General features: G+C 63.8%; 20 protein-coding genes. 4 read left to right on the top strand and 16 right to left on the bottom strand.

Features of this window, described 5'->3' with window-relative positions:
• Positions 1–3: 3 nt before the first annotated feature.
• Positions 4–474, top strand: coding sequence for a MaoC family dehydratase (locus tag PVZ80_RS21710; RefSeq protein ID WP_009050394.1), 471 nt, complete (start codon positions 4–6; stop codon positions 472–474).
• A gap of 167 nt (positions 475–641) precedes the next feature.
• On the opposite strand, the gene PVZ80_RS21705 is transcribed toward PVZ80_RS21710, so the two are convergent.
• From PVZ80_RS21705 to PVZ80_RS21690, 4 genes are all read right to left on the bottom strand, one after another.
• Positions 642–1,505 carry an efflux RND transporter periplasmic adaptor subunit gene (locus tag PVZ80_RS21705; RefSeq protein WP_016703861.1) on the bottom strand — a complete coding sequence of 288 codons (864 nt, stop codon included), beginning with the start codon at positions 1,503–1,505 and terminating at the stop codon, positions 642–644.
• Between the two features lie 10 nt (positions 1,506–1,515).
• The gene (locus PVZ80_RS21700; RefSeq protein WP_007925079.1) at positions 1,516–1,722 is read right to left on the bottom strand and encodes a DUF1656 domain-containing protein; all 207 of its coding nucleotides are present in this window, start codon (positions 1,720–1,722) and stop codon (positions 1,516–1,518) included.
• The gene (locus PVZ80_RS21695; RefSeq protein WP_101283250.1) at positions 1,709–3,697 is read right to left on the bottom strand and encodes an FUSC family protein; all 1,989 of its coding nucleotides are present in this window, start codon (positions 3,695–3,697) and stop codon (positions 1,709–1,711) included. The genes PVZ80_RS21700 and PVZ80_RS21695 overlap by 14 nt, the downstream gene beginning before the upstream one ends.
• 156 nt (positions 3,698–3,853) lie before the next feature.
• Positions 3,854–4,321, bottom strand: coding sequence for a ferritin-like domain-containing protein (locus tag PVZ80_RS21690; RefSeq protein WP_009050397.1), 468 nt, complete (start codon positions 4,319–4,321; stop codon positions 3,854–3,856).
• A gap of 205 nt (positions 4,322–4,526) precedes the next feature.
• Between PVZ80_RS21690 and PVZ80_RS21685 the strand changes: the two genes are divergently transcribed.
• Positions 4,527–4,763, top strand: coding sequence for a DUF3820 family protein (locus tag PVZ80_RS21685; RefSeq protein ID WP_007925076.1), 237 nt, complete (start codon positions 4,527–4,529; stop codon positions 4,761–4,763).
• A gap of 10 nt (positions 4,764–4,773) precedes the next feature.
• On the top strand, positions 4,774–5,955 hold the full coding sequence (locus PVZ80_RS21680; protein WP_273864524.1) for an aminotransferase class V-fold PLP-dependent enzyme: 1,182 nt from the start codon (positions 4,774–4,776) through the stop codon (positions 5,953–5,955).
• Positions 5,956–6,183: 228 nt separating this feature from the next.
• Here PVZ80_RS21680 and PVZ80_RS21675 read toward each other — a convergent pair whose 3' ends face one another.
• The 3 genes from PVZ80_RS21675 to zwf are packed head-to-tail and all read right to left on the bottom strand — an operon-like array spanning position 6,184 to position 9,036.
• Entirely contained in the window at positions 6,184–6,849 is a 666-nt protein-coding gene (locus tag PVZ80_RS21675) for a bifunctional 4-hydroxy-2-oxoglutarate aldolase/2-dehydro-3-deoxy-phosphogluconate aldolase (RefSeq protein WP_007921959.1), read from the bottom strand.
• A gap of 17 nt (positions 6,850–6,866) precedes the next feature.
• Positions 6,867–7,580: a 6-phosphogluconolactonase gene (gene pgl / locus PVZ80_RS21670; RefSeq protein ID WP_053269755.1), complete on the bottom strand. Its 714-nt coding sequence runs from the start codon at positions 7,578–7,580 to the stop codon at positions 6,867–6,869.
• Positions 7,567–9,036: a glucose-6-phosphate dehydrogenase gene (gene zwf / locus PVZ80_RS21665; protein ID WP_273864523.1), complete on the bottom strand. Its 1,470-nt coding sequence runs from the start codon at positions 9,034–9,036 to the stop codon at positions 7,567–7,569. The genes pgl and zwf overlap by 14 nt, the downstream gene beginning before the upstream one ends.
• A 209-nt stretch (positions 9,037–9,245) precedes the next feature.
• Between zwf and PVZ80_RS21660 the strand changes: the two genes are divergently transcribed.
• Positions 9,246–10,106: a MurR/RpiR family transcriptional regulator gene (locus tag PVZ80_RS21660; protein WP_169914959.1), complete on the top strand. Its 861-nt coding sequence runs from the start codon at positions 9,246–9,248 to the stop codon at positions 10,104–10,106.
• A gap of 140 nt (positions 10,107–10,246) precedes the next feature.
• On the opposite strand, the gene PVZ80_RS21655 is transcribed toward PVZ80_RS21660, so the two are convergent.
• From PVZ80_RS21655 to PVZ80_RS21615, 9 genes are all read right to left on the bottom strand, one after another.
• Positions 10,247–11,101: a D-hexose-6-phosphate mutarotase gene (locus PVZ80_RS21655; RefSeq protein ID WP_016703855.1), complete on the bottom strand. Its 855-nt coding sequence runs from the start codon at positions 11,099–11,101 to the stop codon at positions 10,247–10,249.
• A 245-nt stretch (positions 11,102–11,346) separates the two neighbouring features.
• Positions 11,347–12,696 (bottom strand): carbohydrate porin, encoded by a 1,350-nt coding sequence (locus PVZ80_RS21650; protein ID WP_009050403.1) that lies wholly within the window; start codon positions 12,694–12,696, stop codon positions 11,347–11,349.
• 121 nt (positions 12,697–12,817) lie between these two features.
• Positions 12,818–13,978, bottom strand: coding sequence for an ABC transporter ATP-binding protein (locus PVZ80_RS21645; protein WP_009050404.1), 1,161 nt, complete (start codon positions 13,976–13,978; stop codon positions 12,818–12,820).
• Positions 13,979–13,981: 3 nt separating this feature from the next.
• Complete coding sequence (locus tag PVZ80_RS21640; RefSeq protein WP_273864522.1) at positions 13,982–14,827, bottom strand: carbohydrate ABC transporter permease; 846 nt, start codon at positions 14,825–14,827, stop codon at positions 13,982–13,984.
• Entirely contained in the window at positions 14,820–15,728 is a 909-nt protein-coding gene (locus tag PVZ80_RS21635) for a carbohydrate ABC transporter permease (protein ID WP_008032969.1), read from the bottom strand. Before PVZ80_RS21635 ends, PVZ80_RS21640 begins: the two co-directional genes overlap by 8 nt.
• A gap of 190 nt (positions 15,729–15,918) precedes the next feature.
• Complete coding sequence (locus PVZ80_RS21630; protein WP_081360031.1) at positions 15,919–17,226, bottom strand: ABC transporter substrate-binding protein; 1,308 nt, start codon at positions 17,224–17,226, stop codon at positions 15,919–15,921.
• A gap of 118 nt (positions 17,227–17,344) precedes the next feature.
• Positions 17,345–18,604 (bottom strand): D-mannose isomerase, encoded by a 1,260-nt coding sequence (locus PVZ80_RS21625; protein ID WP_273864521.1) that lies wholly within the window; start codon positions 18,602–18,604, stop codon positions 17,345–17,347.
• Positions 18,605–18,848: 244 nt separating this feature from the next.
• Positions 18,849–20,276: an ATP-binding protein gene (locus PVZ80_RS21620; RefSeq protein WP_198421981.1), complete on the bottom strand. Its 1,428-nt coding sequence runs from the start codon at positions 20,274–20,276 to the stop codon at positions 18,849–18,851.
• A 31-nt stretch (positions 20,277–20,307) separates the two neighbouring features.
• Positions 20,308–21,039 carry a response regulator gene (locus tag PVZ80_RS21615; RefSeq protein ID WP_007926317.1) on the bottom strand — a complete coding sequence of 244 codons (732 nt, stop codon included), beginning with the start codon at positions 21,037–21,039 and terminating at the stop codon, positions 20,308–20,310.
• Between the last annotated feature and the right edge of the window lie 19 nt (positions 21,040–21,058).

Below are 21,058 nucleotides of genomic sequence, written 5' to 3'. Positions count from 1 at the left end.
GAGATGACCCAAGTTACCAACACCCCGTACGAAGCCCTCGAAGTCGGCCAGACCGCCAGCTACAGCAAGCACGTGGAAGAGCGTGACATCCAGCTGTTCGCCGCCATGTCCGGCGACCACAACCCGGTGCACCTGGACGCCGAATTCGCTGCCGCCAGCATGTTCAAGGAGCGTATCGCCCACGGCATGTTCAGCGGTGCGCTGATCAGCGCCGCGGTGGCCTGCGAGCTGCCTGGGCCGGGCACCATCTATATCGGCCAGAAGATGAGCTTCCAGAAGCCGGTGAAGATCGGCGACACCCTGACCGTGCGCCTGGAAATCCTCGAAAAACTGCCGAAGTTCCGTGTGCGTATCGCCACCCGCGTGTTCAACCAGCGCGATGAGCTGGTGGTGGACGGCGAAGCCGAAATCCTCGCCCCGCGCAAACAACAGACCGTTACCCTGCCGACCTTGCCGGCCATCAATATCGGCTAAGCCGCCCTGTAGCCGCTGGCGCAGCCTGCGATCGATTGCGTAGCAATCGCAAAATCAGCCACTGCGTTTCCCGGGCAGATCCGGGACTCGAGGCTTGCGATTGCTACGTCGGAGTGCCGCCCAAACCGATCGCAGCCTCGCAGGCTCGGCAGCGGCTACAGGCGGGATTAGCGACTCCCCTCCTCCACCTGCACGCTCGCCGTCATCCCGGCGCTCAGGTTGACGCCTTCGGGCACCTTGTCGAGCCTGATGCGCACCGGAATCCGCTGCGCCAGGCGCACCCAGTTGAACGTCGGCTCCACCTCGGCCAGCAATTGCCCGTCCGGCGTGGCATTGCGGTCGGTGATGCCGCGGCTGATGCTTTCCACATGCCCCTGCAAGGCTTCCCCAGCGCTCATCAGCCACACCTTGACCGGGTCGCCGACCTTGATCCGCGGCAGTTTGGTTTCCTCGAAATAGGCCTGCACGTAGAAGGTCGAATCGTCGATCAGCGCCATCACCGATTGCCCGGCATTCACATAGTTGCCTTCGGCCAGGCGCAGGTTGGTGATGTGCCCGCTGCGCGGCGCGCGGACCTGGCTGCGCGCCAGGTTGAGTTCGGCGACCTTGGCGTCGGCCTGGGCCTGGCGCAGCTCGCCACGGGCCACCCCGGCATTGATCTGCGCGTTTTCCCGCAGTTCGGCGCTGATCGCCTGCGGGCCGAGGCTGGCCCGGCGGCTGGCTTCGCGCTCTTTCAGGTTGAGTTGCTGCTGGCGGGTCTGCACCACTGCCTGGGCCTTTTCCAGCGCCGCCTCGAAGCGATCGCGGTCGATGCTCAGCAACAGGTCGCCGGCCTTCACCGCCTGGTTGTCATGAGCCTTGAGCTCACGCACCCAGCCCGAGACGTCGGGGGCGACTATCACCACGTCGGCGCGAATCCGCGCATCCCGGGTCCAGGGCGTGAGCATGTAGTACTGCCACAGGTGAAAGCCGGCAAACAGCGCCGCCGCCACCAGGCACAGGGTAAAAGCGATACGTACGGAAGCACGCATGAACAACTCCTTATAAAGGTCCGAGTACGACAGTGACCAACGTCAGGACACAGACGTACAAGGCCACATCGAACAGTGCTTCGTGCCAGATCCAGCGTCCCAGCGGCGTTGCGCGCAACAGCATGCGCAGCACCCCGGTCAGCACCAGCGCCAGCACCACATAAATCAGAAACGGGCTGAGCAATACTCCGCCCAGCGACCACTCACGCAGCCCCATGGTTTTCCTCCTGCTGCCGGCACCAGGTGCGCCAGCTCTTCTGCAACTGCACCACCGCGCCCTGGGCCAGCTTCAATGCATCGCTGGGCGGTTGGCTGTCCAGGGCCTCGAGCAAGGCGGTGCTGGCGTCGGCCAGCGCGTCGCCGCGACCGGCCCCCGGCCCGCGCTCCAGCACCTGCTCCAGATACTCGAAATAACGTCGCTGCGAAGCATCCGCGGGCACCTGGGCCACCGCCAGGCTCAAGCGCAGGTGCATCAGTTCGTCGCCGATATCCAGGCCCAGCAGGCCATCGTCCCAGCGGCTGCGCGCCTGCTCCGGCAATTCCGGGTAGTGCCGCGCCAGTTGCAGCAGGCGATCGGCCATGCGCCCACCGAACCAGCTTTCCGCGCCGCGCAGGTTGCGCCGGGTCAGGCGCACCAGATCCTGCAGGGTCGCCGCCAACAGGCGCCGCCCATGCCAGGCCGGGTCGCGCAGGATCAGCAGCTGGAACGCCAGCACCGCGGCGCCCACGCCGAGCACCATCGCCTGGGCGCTGTTGAGGAAGTTCGCGACGTCGAACGTCATCTGGTTCTGCGGCGAAATCAGCACCACGAAGTGCAGGCAGAACGAGGTGGCCGTGGCGCCGATCTGGGGTTTGGCCATGCCCAGCGCGCCGAAAAACAGCGGCACGCCCATGGCCATCGCCAGCAAGGCAAAACTGCTCCACTGCGGCAGCAGGATCTGCCCGACCACGAAGGCCACCGGGATCGCCAGGAAGATGCCGCGCATGAAACTCATGCCGATCTGCGCACCGTTTTCCCGACTGGCGAACAGGCCGCACACCACACAGGTCAGCAGCATCGCCCCCGAGGCCGCCGGCCAGGCGGTGGCCAGCCAGAAGCAGGCCACAGTGAGGAAGGCCAGGGCACTACGCGCGCCAAACAACAGCGCCAGCGACAGATCGCGATGGGGGCTCAGGGTCGCCGGCTGCTCGACCGGCGCCGTGCCCTCCTCCACCGCCTGCAGCGCCGCGCCGGCGGCCAGGGCGGTATCCAGCAACAGGGTGAAGCGGGCCAGGCAATAGCTTTGCGCCGAGCTGATGGCCGCGTCGTGGGAAGCGTCCAGCAACTGCGGCCGCAACGCCTGCAAGGTCGGCTTGTCCATGGCCGCCAGGGCCTGCTGCACCTGTTCCATCCAGGGTGCCAGCTGGTCCGCCTCGGCCTGGTCCAATTGTTTCCATTGCCGGCGCACCGAACGGGAGATCCGCAGCAGCATCAGCAGCTTCTGGCTCAAGGCGCTGATCGCCCGCGCCCGTTGCCGGCCCAGCGGGCCTTCGAACCAGGCATGTTCGCGCTGCGAGTCCACGGCGACAATGCGCCCGAGGATTTCCAGCAGCCCCTTGCGCGCCAGGGCATCACCGGCCAGGGTCGCCCGCGCCGCCTGCATGCCGCTTTGCCAGGCGCTGCGCGCCTGGGCGGTCAACTGCCGCTCGACCCGCATCGGCCAGAGCAAGGCACTGCTGGCGGTGGCGCAGATAATGCCCAGGGAAATTTCCGTACAACGCGCCACGGCCTGGTCGAATATCGACAACGGGTGGGAGATCGCCGGCAAGGCAATGATCGCCACGGTGTAGCCGGCCAGCACGAACGAATAGGACCAGGCGCTGCGCAGCAGGGTCGAACTGGCGGTGCACAGCCCCAGCCACAGCGCCAGGGCCAGCAGGAACAGCCAGGGCGTCTGGGCGAACAGCCCCATGAACAGCACCGACATGCAGGTGCCCACCAACGTCCCCACCAGCCGTGCCATGCCCTTTTGCAGGACCATCCCGGACAGCGGCTGGGCAACGATGATCGCCGTCATCAGCGCCCAGGACGGCTGCTGCAGCCCCCAGCGCATGGCCAGCCACAGCGCCAGGCCGGCGCCGAGCACGGTCTTGATCGCGAACTGCACGGCCGGGAGATTGGGGGCGAACAGCGCCTGCAAAGTGATACGCACGGAAAGAACCCTGGGAAGGACAAAACAACGATAGATGTACTGAAGCGAGAAATGACACCCGCAAATTATTAGCTAGCTAACTATCAGTCGTCCAGTATTAATTTTCAGGCATAAAAAAACGCCAGACAGGCTGGCGTTTTTGACAGGTTTGACCCGTTATGAACGGGCACGGGCCTGGTTGCGCAGGGCTTTGACCTGATCGTGGTTGCGCTGTACGCCATGGTACTGACGCTCCACCAGGTCGCGGATGCCGACCAGGTTGTGTTTGCTGATTTTCTCCAGCGCGTTTTTGTAGGCTTTCAGCGCATGGTCTTCACCGCGCTCGGCCTCGTTGAGCACCGCTTCTTCATCCTTGCCGGTCACCAGGGACTTGAGGTCGACCCAACGGCGGTGCAGGTCGCCACTGACGCTGGTGGAGGTTTCCGGATCGCCGCCCAACGAACGCACGCTGGCCTGCAATTCGGCCGCAGCGGTGGCGCAATCGGCGGAGCGCTTGACGAACAGCGCTTTCAACTCAGGATGCTTGATGTCTTCTGCGCAGGTCTTGAACCCCTCCTGACCGTCCTTACTGGTTTCGATCAGATCGTTGAGGATCGAAATCGCTTCTTTGTTGATGCCAGTCATTTTCCATTCCTTCCAGGTTGAGGGAGTTGTGATAGGTGTTGCACCCTGCGTGCCAGCCCTGGAATGAAAATTTTTCCATTACTTTTCAAAAAGTTAAGTTTTTTACCGCTTTCTGTATCCGCGTTATTTGCATGATCTGTCATTTGGCCTGCATGCAGAATGCCTGTATTTTCCAAGGTGTTCGTCACCTCTACAGACAGCCGCCATGAATCCCGAAAAACTTGAACTTCTGGTCACCCGCGAAATGCCCTACGGCAAGTACAAGGGCCGCATCCTCGCCGACCTGCCCGGCCCCTACCTGAACTGGTTCGCCCGCGAAGGTTTTCCCCACGGCGAGCTGGGCGGCCTGTTGGCATTGATGCAGGAAATCGATCACAACGGTCTTTCCGATCTACTGGACCCGCTGCGCGCCAAACACGGCAAACCCAAACCCCGTCATTAAGAAGCCCGCCATGCCCAGCAATGCCCAACTCGCCCGCGACGAAGATTACTGGCTGACCATTGCCCAGCGCTATGACGTCGAACCCGGGCCGATCAACCTGGAAAACGGCTATTTCGGGCGCATGAGCCGCGCCGTGGTCGAGGAATACCAGCGCCAGATCGACTTCGTGAACCGCAGCAACTCGGTGCATGTGCGCCAGCATTTCGAACAGATCGGCAATTTGCAGATTCGACAGCAACTGGCCGAACTGCTCGGCGTCGACCGCCAAGCCGTCGCCCTCACCCGCAGTGCTTCAGAGGCATTGCAGTCGCTGATCCGCAACTACAACCGCCTGCAGCCGGGCGACCAGGTGCTGTTCAGCGACCTGGAATACGACAGCGTCAAGGGCGCCATGCGCTGGCTGGCGCGCCATCGCGGGGTCGAGGTCATCGAAATCGAGCATGCCCACCCGGCGAGTTTCGACAGCCTGCTGGCCAGCTACCGCGAGGCCTTCGAGCGCTACCCAAGGCTGAAGCTGATGGCCCTGACCCACGTCACCCACCGCACCGGGCTGGTGCTGCCAGTCCAGGCCATTGCCCTGGAGGCCCGCGAACGGGGAATCGACGTCATCCTCGACGGCGCCCACGCCCTGGCCCAGGTCGATTTCCAGCTCAGCGAACTCGGCGTGGCGTTCGCCGGCTACAACCTGCAGAAATGGATTGGCGCACCGCTGAGCCTGGGGTTTGTCTACATCGACCCGCAACGCCTGGCCGATATCGACCCGGACATGGGCGAGCAACGTTATGCCCTGGACGATATCCGCTCACGGGCGCCTTATGGCACGCCGAACATCCCGGCCTGGCTGACCTTGCCCCGGATGTTCGAGGAACACCGCAGCATGGGCGGCTCGGCCCTCAAGGGCGCGCGCCTGAATTACCTGCGCGACCTGTGGGTGAGCCAGGTGCGCGAGCTGCCCGGGATTGAAGTCATGACCCCGGACGATCCACGGCTGTATTGCGGCATCACCTCGTTTCGCTTCACCCGCCAGCCGGACCAGCAGGCGATGGCCGAACGGCTGCTCAAGGAATACAACCTGTTCACCGTGGCGCGCAGCGGTTCGCGTTGCGGACCCTGTATCCGCGTGACTCCGGGCTTTACCACGCCAGCCTCGGATATCCAGCTGCTGGTCGAGGCGCTGGTGCAGTTGGGTTGAGATCTTTCGTACGTCCTCATGTAGGAGCGCAGCTTGCGCGCGATGAGGGTGGAACAGGCAACGCGATTGAATGGCCGCTACGCGGATCGCGAGCAAGCTTCGCTCCTACAGAAGACCCGGCAATAGCCGGCCAGCTTTTCTCCAGGCAAAAAAAAACGGTGCACCGACCAAGCGCACCGTAAAGCCGTAGAACACACCAACGAATCTTTGAAAAAAGCAGGAAACCTGTCAGTCCAGCAGCGCCAGGGCCTCGGCCGTGCACTCCTGGATCCGCGCCCAGTCGCCGTTCTTGATCCACTCGGGATCGAGCATCCAGCTACCGCCAACGCACATCACGTTCTTCAACGCCATGTAGCTCTTGATATTGGCCGGGCCGACACCGCCGGTCGGGCAGAACTTCACCTCGCCGAACGGGCCGCCCAGGGCCTTGATCGCGGCCACGCCGCCACTGACTTCCGCCGGGAACAGCTTGAAGCGGCGATAGCCCAGGCTGTAACCCTCCATGATCCCGGAGGCATTGCTGATCCCCGGCAACAGCGGGATCGGGCTGGCGACGCTGGCTTCCAGCAGGTCACGGGTAATGCCCGGGGTGACGATGAACTGCGAACCGGCGGCTTCGGCGGCGGCCAGCATCTGCCGATCGAGCACGGTGCCGGCGCCGGTCACCAACTCCGGACGCTGCTCGCGCAGGATCTGGATGGCCTTGAGGCCGAACTGCGAACGCAGGGTCACTTCCAGAGCGGTCAGGCCACCGGCGGCCAGGGCGTCGGCCAGGGGCAGCACGTCCTGTTCGCGGGCGATGGTGATCACCGGCAGAATCCGCGCCTTGGCGCAGAGGCTGTCGATCAGGGCAACTTTGTCCGCCATGGAAACGGTCGGTTGTGGGATTGTCATAGCGGCTGATCCTTGGCTCATGGGCACCAGTAAATCTCTAACGGAGGTTGCAGGAAGGCACGAATCGGCATCGCGGCGACATCGTCACCGGCCAGTGCGGCACTCAGGGTGGTCAATTTGGATTGACCGGAAATCGACAGCACGCTGTACGTGGCCGAAGCCAGCAAGGCGCGGCTCATGCTCAGGCGCTGATGCGGCACGCTCGGCGCCAGCATCGGCCAGCAGCGACGCTGACCGTCGGCCTGCAGGGCTTCGGCCAGGTTCGGGCTGTTGGGGAACAGGGAGGCGGTATGACCGTCATCGCCCATGCCCAGCACCAGCGCGTCGATGGCCGACAACTCGGCCAGCAGACGATCGGCTTGCTCCGCGGCCTGTTCGAGGTTCGCCGCGGCGTTGTACAGGCTGAGGAACTTCGCCTGGGCCGCCGGGCCCTGCAGCAAGTAGCGCTTGAGCAGGCCGGCGTTGCTGTCGGCATGCTCCACCGGTACCCAGCGCTCGTCCGCCAGGGTGACCAGGACCTTGGACCAGTCCAGGTGCTGCTTGGCCAGGTGCTGGAAAAACGCCACCGGGCTGCGCCCGCCGGACACCACCAGCGTGGCTTCGCCGCGAACCTGGATCGCCTGGCTCAGTTGCCCGGCCACCTTCAGCGCCAGGCCTTCGGCCAGCAGCATCGGGCTGCGGAACTCGTGGGCGTGTACGCCCGCGGGCAGTTTCAATTTAGATATCGCCATACCATGACCTCCCGTCCCGCGTGATCAGTGCGATGGAGCTCATCGGCCCCCACGACCCGGCCGCATACGGCTTGGGCGCATCGCCGGATTTCTTCCACCCGGCGATCAGCTGGTCACACCACTTCCACGCGGCTTCGATTTCATCTTTGCGGACAAACAGGTTCTGATTGCCACGCATCACTTCCAGCAACAACCGCTCGTAGGCATCGGGGATCCGCGCGCTGCGATAGGTGTCGGAAAAATTCAGCTGCAACGGACCGCTGCGCAGTTGCATGCCCTTGTCCAGGCCTTGTTCCTTGGTCATCACCCGCAGGGAGATACCTTCGTCCGGCTGCAGGCGGATGATCAGCTTGTTGCTGATCTGCAGGCGCTGCTCGGGGGCGAAGATGTAGTGCGACGGCTCCTTGAAGTGGATGACGATCTGCGACAGCTTCTGCGGCATGCGCTTGCCGGTGCGCAGGTAGAACGGCACCCCGGCCCAGCGCCAGTTGCGGATGTCGGCCCGCAGGGCGACGAAGGTCTCGGTATCGCTCTGGGTGTTGGAATTCTCTTCCTCCAGGTACCCCGGCACGGCCTTGCCTTCGCTGTGCCCGGCGATGTACTGGCCACGCACCACCTGGGTGGTCAGGCCTTCCGGGCTGATCGGCGCCAGGGCCTTGAGCACCTTGACCTTCTCGTCACGGATGCTGTCGGCCGAGAGGTCGGCGGGCGGGTCCATGGCAATCAGGCAGAGCAGTTGCAGCAGGTGGTTCTGGATCATGTCCCGCAGTTGGCCGGCCTTGTCGAAGTAACCCCAGCGGCCTTCGATCCCGACCTTCTCGGCCACGGTGATTTCCACATGGGAGATGTAGTTCTGGTTCCACTGGGTCTCGAACAGGCTGTTGGCGAAACGCAGGGCTATCAGGTTCTGCACCGTCTCCTTGCCCAGGTAGTGGTCGATGCGATAGATGCGGTTCTCCGGGAAGAACTGCGCCACCGCGTCGTTGACCTTGCGCGACGAGTCCAGGTCCGAACCGATGGGCTTTTCCAGCACCACGCGGGTGTTTTCGGCCAGCCCGGCCTTCGACAGGTTCTCGCAGATCGCCCCGTACACCGCCGCCGGCGTGGCGAAATAGGCGATCAGGCGTTGCTCGCGCCCGGCCAGCTCGGCCAGGGCCAGGTAATCCTCGGCCTTGAGGAAGTCGACGTGCAGGTAGGTCAGGCGCGCCAGGAAGCGCTCCAGCACTGCCGCGTCGATCTCCTTGGCACCTACATACTTGCGCAATTGCGCTTCAATGAAAGACAGGTGCTGCTGATCGCTGCCCGGCTCGCGGGCCAGGGCCAGAATGCGCGTGTCGTCATGCAGCAGGCCGGCGCCATCGAGCTGGTAGAGGGCAGGAAACAATTTGCGAAGCGCCAGATCGCCCAGCGCGCCGAACAAGGCGAAGGTGCACGGTTCAACCGTTATCGAAGGCATGATGTTTGTTCTTTTATCAAGTTAAGCTACAAATACCTTTTTTCAAGGCATCACTCAAGGGAAAATGTAGTAATAACCACAACATTTTAGCAAAATACAGATTCGAAGTGGTGGTCCGTCGGAGCCATCAGTAGGATAGGCCACCGCCAAAGACCGGTTAAGACCGGCTTCCTTTGCATTGCCGAACCAGGAAAACCCTAATGGACCGCGTGCGAAATCTTCTGGAACAGATCCAGAATCGCCTTGAAGAATTGAACAAGGCGGAACGTAAAGTCGCCGAAGTCATCCTGCTCAACCCACAGCAGGCGACCCGCTTCAGTATTGCCGCCCTCGCCCAGGCCGCTTCGGTCAGCGAGCCGACGGTCAACCGTTTCTGCCGCTCGTTCGGTGTCAGCGGCTACCCCGAACTCAAGCTGCAACTGGCCCAGAGCCTGGCCAGCGGCGCGGCCTACGTCAGCCGCGCAGTGGAAGCCGACGACAACCCCGAAGCCTACACCCAGAAAATCTTCGGCAGCGCCATCGCCTCGCTGGACAGCGCCTGCCAGGCCCTGGACCCGAACCTGATCAGCCGTGCCGTCGACCTGTTGATCCAGGCCCGGCAGATCCACTTCTTCGGTCTCGGCGCCTCGGCCCCGGTGGCCCTCGATGCCCAGCACAAGTTCTTCCGCTTCAACCTGGCGGTGACCGCCCACGCCGATGTACTGATGCAGCGGATGATCGCCTCGGTGGCCCACACCGGCGAGCTGTTCGTGATCATCTCCTACACCGGGCGCACCCGCGAGCTGGTGGAAGTGGCGCGCATCGCCCGGGAAAACGGCGCCTCGGTACTCGGCCTGACCGCCGCCGGCTCGCCGCTGGCCAAGGCCAGCACCCTGAGCCTGAACATCCCGCTGCCGGAAGACACCGACATCTACATGCCGATGACCTCGCGGATCATCCAGCTCACCGTGCTCGACGTCCTCGCCACCGGCATGACCCTGCGCCGCGGCGTGGACTTCCAGCCGCACCTGCGCAAGATCAAGGAAAGCCTCAACGCCAGCCGCTATCCGGTGGGCGACGAGTACAACTGAGTTTCGCGAAACCCGGCGCCAGCCCCTTCGGCCTTATCACGGGCAATCGAGCGTCGACCGGCCGCTCCTACAGAACACATTGACTTGTAGGAGCGAGGCTTGCCCGCGATGACGGCACCAGCCACACCGCCAACCCGCCACTACGCCCCCGCCCGCGCCTGCAGACTCAGGTGCGCCCGCTCCCCCGGCGCCAGGCACAGGCTGTCGGTGCCCCCCGCCGCCGCTTCGACGCAGACGAACCCGGACACCTCGCTCCAGCTCACCCCCAGCAACGGCCGGCTGCCCGGATGCCAGACCACGGTGTCGGCGGTATCGCCAGTATCGATGCGCAATTCGCGCTGCCAGGCGTGATCCTTGAGCTGCAATTCGCCCTCGTGCTGGAACACCCGCTGACAGCCACCATCGACCCGCAGCTCGCCTGTTTGCCGGCACGCCTGGCGGCTCAACTGGTCGTAACCCTCGGCGCCGTCGAGCCCAGACAGCGCTACCTCGCCGACGTCGCCAATACGCCAGTAGGCGTGCAAAGCCTGGCTCAGCTGGCACGGCAGGCTGTCCTGGTGCTCGGTGCTCAGGCGCAGGTCCATGCTTTCGCCCAGGTGCGCGTGCAGGTCGACCTGCCAGTCGCACAGCTGCAACTGCCAGTGCAGGTACACGCCCTCGTCATCGCTGCGGCTGTCGAGCAGCTTCCAGTCGATCAGCCGGGCCCAGCCATGGGATGGCCAGGCGTTTTCGCTCGGGTGACGGCCGTACCAGGGCCAGCACACCGGCACCCCGCCACGGATCGCCCCGACCTGCGGCCACTTCGCCGCACACCACAGCCAGGGCTTCTGCCCGGTCGGCTGGAAATGCAGGAGCTGCGCGCCCTGGCGACTGAACACCGCCTGGCACAGCGGATGGTCGATCACCAGCACGTCGCGCATCTGATAGCGCTCCCACGCGAAGATCGGGCGCTCGCGCAAGGATTTGAAAAAGCGTTGTAGCGGATGCTCATGCATGGGCCACGGTCCTGAAGATCATTGCTGTACCGATATTCATCATTGATGCGCAAAACCCCGTAGCCGCTGCCGCAGGCTGCGATAAGGCCGCAGGCCTTCAGCGATCTTGAGGACGCTACGGCCGTCCCGGCCGATCGCAGCCTGCGGTAGCGGCTACAGGGAACGGGTTCGTCCCCAAAAAAAAGCGGATAGCCTGGGCCATCCGCAAAAATGCGCACATTGAGGAGGAGCTTATCGCAACAGCGTTAGAACACCGACTGAATTTTCAGGCCGGCCACCAGGGCGTTGTCGACTTCATCCACACCGCCTGGATGGGTGATGTACTGCAGGTTGGGACGCACGGTCAGCCAGTTGGTGACATGGAAGCCGTAGTTGATTTCGTAGTTGTACTCAGTCTCGCGGATCGGCGAGAACAGCGGATCGTCGTAGTTGCTGACGCCGTTGGTGTCATTGAGCAACTGGGCGTTTTTCTTCACGTCGTCGTTGACATGGATACGGGCGAAACCGATGCCGACGTCATCCTTGGGACGTGCGTCGAACGGGCCCTTGTACACCAGCATCAGCGACTGGTAGTTGTCGATGAAGTTGGTGTCCTTGTCGTGGAACGTGGCGTTGGCCGCGATGTTCAGACCGCGGGTCGCATCGCCGTTGTGAGTGGTGAGCTGCTGCTGCCCGACGAACCAGTAGCCGTGCTTGCTGCTGTGCACGCGATAGCTGTCACGGGTGACGGCGGCGTCCTGGCCATTGACGTCCTCGCGCACGTCGCTGGCATCGGCCGTGCTCTTGTAGTAACCGACGCGGTATTCGCCCGGCAGGTTGTTGACCTTCGGCGACCAGACCAGCTCGACCGGCAGCACGGTGCCCTTGGTACCGCTGCCGCTGAGCTTGAAGCCGTTGCCGTGCTCCAGTTGCGACGGGTTCTGGTTGTACGCGCCGATCTGCGCATACAGCTCAGGCGTGATGTGGTACTTCACCCGCAGTGCCGCCTGGCTGACCGGCCAGTTGTACCAGATGTTGGTCGCCCAGTTGCCCACCTGGGAGCCGCAGAACGCCAGGTTCTGGAAGTCGCAGGGGAAGGTGTTGAAGTCTTCGCCTTCGCCGAAGTAACCGGCCTTGACGTCGAGCTTGCCGTCGAGGAACTGGTGCTGGATCCACAGTTGGGTCAGACGCACCATGTGGCCACGGCCGTAGACTTCCTGGGAGGAGCTCAAGGTGCCGGCACGCGGGTCGCCGATACGGTCGTTGGAGATGTTCTGGCCGTTACGGTTGGTCAGCTGGATCTTCGCCTGGGTGTTATCCCAGCCCCAGAGCTTTTCCAGGTCCAGCGCCACGCCCAGGCCGAACTGGTCGCTGTAGCGCCCGGTCTTGTCGTCGTTGTAGCCGCCATGCAGGTTGGCGCCCATTTCGCCAACGTAATCGGCCTTGATGTCGATCCCTTTCTCGAGCAGTTTGGTCCGCTCGCCACCCCAGTCACCGGTCATCCATTTCGAATCGGCGCTGAACGCTTCGTCAGCGTGCGCGCTACCGGCCAGGGTCATTGCCGCAATCGCTGACAACTGGCAGATCAAGCGTGCATTGGTGCTCTTCTTTTTCATCCCTACATCCTCGTCTTTATTGTTATTAACTGTTTTTCTCTAACGCGGTTTACACCTGATGCGACGGATGACAGGCCATCCGCCGCGCATTCGGTACGTCCCTGCTCCAATAACGCCGGCTTCAACGCCCCTTGAACTGCGCCACGTTGCTGGCATGGGCTTCGGTCTGCGCAGGGGCCGCAACACCCAGGCGCTCGCCACTCTTGGCATCGAACAGCAGAACCTTGGCCGGATCGAATTGCAGGGTCAGGGTTTCGCCGACCTGCGGCGCCACATCCGGCGCCAGGCGGCAGCAGACCTTGGTGCCGTTGAGGTTGACGAACACCAGGGTGTCGGGGCCGGTCGGCTCGGTGACCTGGACCTCGGCGCGCAGGGTCGGCAGGCCGTTGCCCTCGCCGTTCGCCAGGCCGATCTGCTCCGGACGGATGCCGAGGATCACTTCCCGGTCTTCCAGGCCGGCGTCCTGCATGCCCAGGGGCAGCTCGCAACGGGCCTGGCCGCTGTCCAGCAGGGCCAGCAGGCGGCCGTCCTTGCGTTGCAGGCGCAGGGGGATGAAGTTCATCGGCGGCGAACCGATGAAGCTGGCCACGAACAGGTTGGCCGGGTCGTTGTAGATCTGTTTCGGAGTGCCGAACTGCTGGATGATGCCGTCCTTCATCACCGCCACCTTGTCGCCCAGGGTCATGGCTTCGATCTGGTCGTGGGTGACGTAGACCGTGGTGGTTTTCAGGCGCTGGTGCATCAGTTTCATTTCGGTGCGCATCTCGACCCGCAGCTTGGCGTCGAGGTTGGACAGCGGTTCGTCGAACAGGTAGATCTTCGGCCGCCGCGCCAGGGCCCGGCCCATGGCCACGCGCTGTTGCTGGCCGCCGGACAGTTGGCCGGGCTTGCGGCTGAGCAGGTGTTCGATCTGCAGCAGCTTGGCCACCCGCGCCACTTCCTCGTCGATCTCGGCGGCCGGCATCTTGCGGATCTTCAGGCCGAAGGCGATGTTGTCGCGCACGCTCATGGTCGGGTACAGCGCGTAGGACTGGAACACCATGGCGATGTCGCGGTCTTTCGGGCTCATGCCGCTGATGTCGGCGTCGTCCACCAGGATCGCCCCGCCGCTGATGTTTTCCAGGCCGGCGATGCAGTTCATCAGGGTGGATTTACCGCAGCCCGAAGGTCCCACGAGAATCAGGAACTCACCGTCATCGATCTTCAGTTCGATGTTCTTCAGGGTATCCGGCAGGCCAGTACCGTAGGTCTTGTTGACGTTGCGTAATTCGAGAGTTGCCATCTTTTACCCCTTGACCGCGCCGGACGTCAGCCCACGCAGGAAATACTTGCCAGCGAATATGTAGACCAGCAGTGTCGGCAGCCCGGCGATCATCGCCGCCGCCATATCAACGTTGTATTCCTTGGTCCCGGTGCTGGTGTTGACCAGGTTGTTCAAGGCCACGGTGATCGGTTGCACATCGCCGCTGGCGAACACCACGCCGAACAGGAAATCGTTCCAGATCTGGGTGAACTGCCAGATCAGGCAGACCATGATGATCGGCACCGACATCGGCAGCAGGATCTTGCCGAAGATAGTGAAGAAGCCTGCGCCGTCCAGGCGCGCGGCCTTGACCAGGGCGTCCGGGATGCTCACGTAGTAGTTGCGGAAGAACAAAGTGGTGAACGCCAGACCATAGACCACGTGCACCAGCACCAGGCCGCTGGTGGTGTTGGCCAGGCCGAACTTGCCGAGGGTGAAGGACGCCGGCAGCAGCACGGTCTGGAACGGCAGGAAGCAGCCGAACAACAGCAGGCCGAAGAACAGCTGCGAACCGCGAAAGCGCCACATCGACAGTACGTAGCCGTTCATGGCGCCGACGAAGGTCGAGATGATCACCGCCGGCACGGTGATCTTCACCGAGTTCCAGAAGTAGCCGCCCACGGTGTCCCAGGCCTTGATCCAGCCGATGCCGTCGATCACGGCCGGCCAGCTCAGCAGGTTGCCGGTGCGGATGTCTTCCGGGGTCTTGAAGCTGGTCAGCAGCATCACCACCAGCGGCACCAGGTACACCGCCGCTGCCAGCAGCAGGGTGGCGTAGATGGCGATGCGGCTGAAGTTCAGCGCAGGTTTTCCGAGCTGGTTAGTCATGGCGTTTGCCTCGCAGTTCGGAGTACAGGTACGGCACCAGGATGGTCAGCACGGCGCCCAGCATCAGCATGGCGCTGGCCGAACCTATGCCCATCTGGCCACGGCTGAAGGTGAAGGAGTACATGAACATCGCCGGTAGGTCGGACGAGTAGCCAGGGCCGCCGGCGGTCATTGCCGCCACCAGGTCGAAGCTCTTGATCGCGATGTGCGCGAGGATCATGAAGGCGCTGAAGAACACCGGGCGCAGGCTCGGCAGGACGATCTTCAGGTAGATGGTCGGCAGGCTCGCGCCATCGACCTGGGCGGCGCGAATGATCGACTGATCGACGCCACGCAAGCCGGCGAGAAACATCGCCATGACAAAGCCGGAGGCCTGCCACACGGCGGCGATCACCAGGCAGTACACCACGCGATCCTGATCCACCAGCCAGTCCAGGCGGAAGCCTTCCCAGCCCCAGTCACGCAGCATCTTGTCCAGGCCCAGGCCAGGGTTGAGCAGCCATTTCCAGGCGGTGCCGGTGACGATCATCGACAGCGCCATCGGGTACAGGTAGACGGTGCGGATAAAGCCTTCCTTGCGGATGCGCTGGTCCAGCAGCACCGCCAGGAATACGCCCAGCACCAGGCTGATGCCGATGAACATGCCGCCGAACAGCGCCAGGTTCTTGCTCGCCACCCACCAGCGGTCGTTGTCCATCAGGCGCATGTATTGCTGCAGGCCGACCCACTTGTAGCTCGGCATGAAGCTGGAATTGGTGAAGGACAGAATGAACGTCCAGATGATGTAACCATAAAAACCGACCAGGACGATCAGCATGCTTGGCGCCAGGACCAACTTGGGGAGCCAGCGCTGCAGCGCGTCGAACGGTGAGGCTTTGCTGAAAACCGCCACAGAGCTCATCGGGATAATCCAGTTGAAGAAATGAAGGCCGAAGCGATCCCCTCTTGTGTAGGAGCGAGCTTGCTCGCGATGACTGCGGGACATTCAACATGGATGCCGACAGACCGATCGCTATCGCGAGCAAGCTCGCTCCTACAGGGGGAAAGCGCCGTCAGATAAATCGCCGCAAGCAGGCTTGCGGCGTTCGGAGTTACTGGGCGGCCTTGACGGCCGATGCCAGCTGCGCACTGGCCTTGGCCGGGTCCGCGTCCTTGTCGTTCATGAAGTTGGTCACCACATCGAAGATCGCGCCCTGCACGGCCAGGGAGGTGGCCATGTTGTGCGCCATGCTCGGTTGCAGGCCGCCGGTCTTGTCGTCAGCCAGGAAGTCCTTGGCCGCCGCCTGGGCGCAGGAGTCGAAGCCTTGCGCGGCCATGTCGTTGAGCATGTCGGTGCGCACCGGGATCGAACCCTTGTTGATGCTGAAGACCTTCTGGAAGTCCTTGCCCAGGGCGACCTTGGCCAGGTCCTGCTGCGCGGCGATATCGCCCTTGCGATCGGCCTTGAGCTTGAACACCGCCAGGGAGTCGATGTTGTAGGTGAAGGCCTTGTCGGTGCCCGGGAAGGCCACGCACTGGTAGTCCTTGCCGGCGACTTTCTTCGCCGCGGTCCACTCGCTCTTGGCCCAGTCGCCCATCATCTGCATGCCGGCCTTGCCGTTGATGACGTCGGCGGCGGCGATGTTCCAGTCACGCCCGGCGCGGTTCTGATCCATGTAGCTGGTGACTTTCTTCAGCTCGGTGAAGGCCTTGGCCATCTCCGGGCCAGCGAGGGTCTTCTGGTCCAGGTCGACCAGGGCTTTCTTGTAGCCATCGGCGCCCATGACCGAGAGCACCACGTCTTCGAACACGGTGCTGTCCTGCCATGGCTGGCCGCCGTGGGCCAGGGCGATGAAGCCGGCGGCCTTGAGCTTGTCACCGGCGGCATAGAATTCTTCGAGGGTGGTCGGGGCCTTGTCGATCCCGGCCTTCTTGAAGACTTCCGGGTTGATCCACAGCCAGTTGACGCGGTGGATGTTCACCGGCACGGCAACATAGTCACCTTCGTACTTCACGGTGTCGGAGACTTTCTTGGAGAGCAGGCCGTCCCAGTTTTCCGACTTGGCCACGTCTTTCAGGGCGTCGGTGCTGAGCAGGCCGGTGCTGCCCCACTCCTGGATGTCCGGACCCTTGATCTGGGCAACGCCCGGCGGGTTGCCGGAAACGGCGCGGCTTTTCAGCACGGTCATGGCTGTGGCACCGCCACCGCCGGCGACTGCGCCGTCTTTCCAGGTGAAGCCGTCTTTTTCGACCTGGGCCTTGAGCACATCGACCGCCGCTTTTTCACCGCCGGACGTCCACCAATGGACGACTTCCACGGAGCCTTTGGCGTCGGCGGCAACGGAAACGAGAGGGAATGCACTGAGGGGAAACAACGAGGCAACGGAAATGACAGCAGCTAGACGAGAAATCGCATTCATCTGAGGTGTACCTTTCTTGTTGTTATGCATGCAAGTCTGGTGCTTGCGCTGCATAGGATTCTAAACAGGGGGCCTACCCGCGCAGGTAACGAAGGGATGCGCGAATGTCACCACATGGTTACACAGCCTGCAGTCTAGACACTTCGGCCAGCGCCGATGCCATGCTCGGCGCCAAAGGCAGGCGCGGAATCAGCACCGCCTGCCAGGCGTGATACAGGTCCGGCTTGCCGGCCCAGATCTCGGCGCTGGGCCTGTTGTTGCTGTCCAGCTCGTGGTGCCAGCTGCCGTGCAGCGGGTCGATGAAGTGCTCGGCGGTGAATTCCCAGAAGCGCCGATACCAGGTTTCGTACTGCGCTTCCCCGGTGCGTTGCAGCAAGGCGCTGGCCGCCGCCGCGGCCTCGGCGTGGGTCCAGTGCAGGCGCTGGCGCACCACGGGGCGCTGCTGCCAGTCCAGGGTGTAGACAATGCCCGGCGCGCCATCGACGTCCCAGGCGTCACGGCAGGCGGTTTCGAACAGTTTCTGGGCATCCAGCAGCAGCCAGCCGGGGCTGAGCATGCCGGCCTGGCAACGCGCGGCTTCGAGGTGCAGCAGCAGGCGAGCCCACTCGAAAGCGTGCCCGGGGGTGGTGCCATAGGGGCGGAAACCGTCGGCCGGATGCTCCTGGTTGTAATCCGGCAGCGGCTGCCACTGACGGTCGAAATGCTCGATGACCCGGTAATCGCCAGCGGCGGCATGCTGATGGATGACCCGCTCGACAATGTGCAGGGCGCGGTTGAGCCAGCGCGGGTCCTGGGTGACATCGGCCAGGGCGAGGAACGCCTCGGTGGCGTGCATGTTGCTGTTGGCGCCGCGATAGGCCTCCTCGCCGCTCCAGTCGCGGTTGAAGGACTCGCGCATCGCGCCCTCCTCCTCGCTCCAGAAATGCCTTTCGATGACCCGGATCGCCTCCGCCAGCAAGGCCTCGGCGCCGGGGCGCGCGGCCACCACCGCGGAACTCGCCGCCAGGGCGACGAAGGCATGCAGGTAGGCGGCCTTGCCGCTGTTGCCGTCGGCATGCCCGGGAGTGGCGAACCAGCCGCCGCACTCGCCATCGCGCAGCGCGCCGTTGAGCGCGGCAATGCCGTGGTCCACCAACGCGGCGTAGCCGGGAATGCCCTGGATATGGGCCATGGCGAAACTGTGGGTCATGCGCGCGGTGTTCATGGTGCCGGCCCGGGCATCGCTCGGCAGGCGCCCGCGTTCGTCCAGGTCGCCGAAGCCGTCGGGCAGTCGGGCCGCGCGGGCGAAACCCAGCAGGCGCTGGCCTTCGGCGGCCAGCCATTGATGATGGGCAGGAGCGTTCAGCCAGCTGCTGAACGTCAGGGGAATAGGGTTCATGGCGGACCTGTTGTTGTTTTTATCAGGGACTTGAGTCTAAACAACGGGTTCGCGCGGGCAGGTAACGAAGGTCACAGGAAATGTCACCAAGCCGTGACAAAACTCCCTGTAGCCGCTGCCGCAAGCTGCGCTCGAGACCGCAGGGCTCGCAAAACTGGCGCCTCGGTCATACAGCCAAGCGCGGCATGAAATTTTACGACCGCTACGCGGCCGATCGCAGGCTTCGCCAGCGGCTACAGGGGCATCAATCCATGGAACGCGGCAGGTACAGGGTCACGCGCAAACCGCCTTCGCGCAGGTTCTGCAGGCTCACCTCGCCGCCATGGCTGTGGGCGATGTTGCGCGCGATGCCCAGGCCCAGGCCGTAGCCTTGCTGCTGGCCGGACAGGCGAAAGTGCGGCTCGAACACCTGCTCCAGGCGCTGTTCTGGCACGCCCGGGCCTTCGTCGTCGACATGCAGGATGAACGCGTTGGCATCGTCGTCGATGTGCAGGTGGGCGTTCTGCCCGTACTTCAGCGCGTTGTCGATCAGGTTGCCCATGCAGCGCTTGAGCGCCAGGGGCTTGCCCGGATACGGCGCCAGCGCCCGCCCCTGCTGGGTCACGCGGCCGTTGCCATTGGGCGCCAGGTAAGGCTCCACCAGGCAGTCGAGCACCTGGTTGAGGTCCACCGGCTCGATGTTCTCGTGGATGTCGGTGTCCTTGACGCACTGCAGCGCGCCCTTGACCAGCAGCTCCAGCTCATCCAGGTCGCGGCCGAACTTGCTTTGCAACTGCTCGTCTTCCAGCAGTTCGACCCGCAGCCGCAGGCGGGTGATGGGCGTGCGCAGGTCGTGGGAAATCGCACTGAACAGCTGGCTGCGCTCGGTCAGGTAACGGCTGATGCGCTCGCGCATGGCATTGAAGGCCCGGCCGACCTCCACCACTTCGCTGCCGCCGCCTTCGGCCACCGGCTGCACATCGGCGCCCAGTGACATGTCCCGCGCGGCCCGCGCCAGGCGCTTGAGTGGCCGGCTCTGCCAATGCACCAGCAGGCCGATGAACAGCAGCAGGAAACCGCTGGTGAGCACGATGAACCACACCTGCTGCGCCGGCAGCCCCTGTTCTTCGAGGCTGGTGTAGGGCTCGGGCAACAACGAGGCGATGTACAACCATTCGCCCGGCGCCATCTGGATCTGGGTGACCAGCACCGGCGGGTTCACCGGCTCCAGGGTCAGGGCGTAGTGGGCCCAGGAACGCGGCAACTCATCGAGCTTCAGGCCGCCGTTGAAAATCCGCAGGTCCTCGGGGCTGACGAAGGTCACCGAGATATAGGCGTCGTTGCCCAGGGACTGGCGCAGCACTTCGTCCACCGCCTTGAGCACCGCCTGCTTGCGCGGCGTGATAGGCAGCACTTCCATGCCCAGCGGCTTGTCGTTGAGGGTCACGACAAAACGGGTGCCGCCCATGCTGCGCAATTGGTCGAGCACCAGCGGCCGGTACGCCACCGGCAGCGAACGAAAGTAGCTGACGCTGGCGGTCATCGAATGGGCCAGGCTGCGGGCGCTGGTGACCAGGCCTTCGAGCTGGGTGGCGCGCAGCTGGGAAACCCAGATCACGCTGGACAAGGTCTGCGCGAACAACACCGCCAGCAGCGTCAGCAGCAACATCCGGCCCAGCAGCGAACGCGGCACCGGCACCCGCGCCAGCAGCTTGCGCGGCCACTCAGTGAGCATTGCCGGCAACCACATTGGCTGCCAATTGGTAACCGCTGCCGCGCACGGTGCGGATCAGCCGCGGCGGCTTTTCGGTGTCGCGCAGGCGTTGGCGCAGGCGGCTGACCGCCATGTCGACGATGCGGTCCAGGGGCATCAGTTCGCGCCCGCGGGTGGCATTGCCGATGGTGTCGCGGTCGAGGATTTCCTGGGGGTGATCGAGGAACAGCTTGAGCAGGGCGAAGTCGGCGCCGGAGAGGATCACTTCCTCGCCATCGTTGTGGAACAGCCGGTGGCTGACCATGTCCAGGCGCCACTCGTCGAAGCACAGCACCTCGCCGCCGGCCCGTTCCTGGCCGAACTGCGCGCGGCGCAACAGGGCCTTGATCCGCGCCTGCAATTCGCGGGGGCTGAAGGGTTTGCCCAGGTAGTCGTCGGCACCCAGTTCCAGGCCGATGACCCGGTCGGCTTCGTCGGAGCTGGCGGTGAGCATGATGATCGGCACCTGGCCGACCCGCGGGTGCTGGCGGATCCAGCGGCACAGGCTGAAACCGTCTTCGTCCGGCAGCATCACATCCAGAATCACCAGGTCGCTCGGCGCCTCGTTCAGCGCCTGGCGAAAACCGGCGCCGTTGGGCGTGCTGCGGACCTGGAAGCCGGCGCGACTGAGGTAGGTCTCCAGCAGCTCGCGGATTTCCTGATCGTCATCAACCAACAAGATCGACTTACTGACTGAACTCACGCGGGCCGTCCTTTGTTGT

Source organism: Pseudomonas sp. B3G-3 (genome assembly GCF_028640915.1).
GTDB lineage: Bacteria > Pseudomonadota > Gammaproteobacteria > Pseudomonadales > Pseudomonadaceae > Aquipseudomonas > Aquipseudomonas chlororaphis_I.
Note: the sequence above shows the minus strand (reverse complement) of the source record. Positions and strands in the feature narration are given on the sequence as shown.

What these genes read in the sequence shown, in the direction of transcription:
- PVZ80_RS21645 (WP_009050404.1), bottom strand. Translation starts at nt 13,978, where the DNA reads ATGGCAACTCTCGAATTACGCAACGTCAACAAGACCTACGGTACTGGC.
- PVZ80_RS21640 (WP_273864522.1), bottom strand. Translation starts at nt 14,827, where the DNA reads ATGACTAACCAGCTCGGAAAACCTGCGCTGAACTTCAGCCGCATCGCC.
- PVZ80_RS21630 (WP_081360031.1), bottom strand. Translation starts at nt 17,226, where the DNA reads ATGAATGCGATTTCTCGTCTAGCTGCTGTCATTTCCGTTGCCTCGTTG.
- PVZ80_RS21690 (WP_009050397.1), bottom strand. Translation starts at nt 4,321, where the DNA reads ATGACTGGCATCAACAAAGAAGCGATTTCGATCCTCAACGATCTGATC.
- PVZ80_RS21675 (WP_007921959.1), bottom strand. Translation starts at nt 6,849, where the DNA reads ATGACAATCCCACAACCGACCGTTTCCATGGCGGACAAAGTTGCCCTG.
- PVZ80_RS21625 (WP_273864521.1), bottom strand. Translation starts at nt 18,604, where the DNA reads ATGAACCCTATTCCCCTGACGTTCAGCAGCTGGCTGAACGCTCCTGCC.
- PVZ80_RS21700 (WP_007925079.1), bottom strand. Translation starts at nt 1,722, where the DNA reads ATGGGGCTGCGTGAGTGGTCGCTGGGCGGAGTATTGCTCAGCCCGTTT.
- PVZ80_RS21685 (WP_007925076.1), top strand. Translation starts at nt 4,527, where the DNA reads ATGAATCCCGAAAAACTTGAACTTCTGGTCACCCGCGAAATGCCCTAC.
- PVZ80_RS21705 (WP_016703861.1), bottom strand. Translation starts at nt 1,505, where the DNA reads ATGCGTGCTTCCGTACGTATCGCTTTTACCCTGTGCCTGGTGGCGGCG.
- zwf (WP_273864523.1), bottom strand. Translation starts at nt 9,036, where the DNA reads ATGCCTTCGATAACGGTTGAACCGTGCACCTTCGCCTTGTTCGGCGCG.
- PVZ80_RS21680 (WP_273864524.1), top strand. Translation starts at nt 4,774, where the DNA reads ATGCCCAGCAATGCCCAACTCGCCCGCGACGAAGATTACTGGCTGACC.
- PVZ80_RS21655 (WP_016703855.1), bottom strand. Translation starts at nt 11,101, where the DNA reads ATGCATGAGCATCCGCTACAACGCTTTTTCAAATCCTTGCGCGAGCGC.
- pgl (WP_053269755.1), bottom strand. Translation starts at nt 7,580, where the DNA reads ATGGCGATATCTAAATTGAAACTGCCCGCGGGCGTACACGCCCACGAG.
- PVZ80_RS21650 (WP_009050403.1), bottom strand. Translation starts at nt 12,696, where the DNA reads ATGAAAAAGAAGAGCACCAATGCACGCTTGATCTGCCAGTTGTCAGCG.
- PVZ80_RS21635 (WP_008032969.1), bottom strand. Translation starts at nt 15,728, where the DNA reads ATGAGCTCTGTGGCGGTTTTCAGCAAAGCCTCACCGTTCGACGCGCTG.
- PVZ80_RS21710 (WP_009050394.1), top strand. Translation starts at nt 4, where the DNA reads ATGACCCAAGTTACCAACACCCCGTACGAAGCCCTCGAAGTCGGCCAG.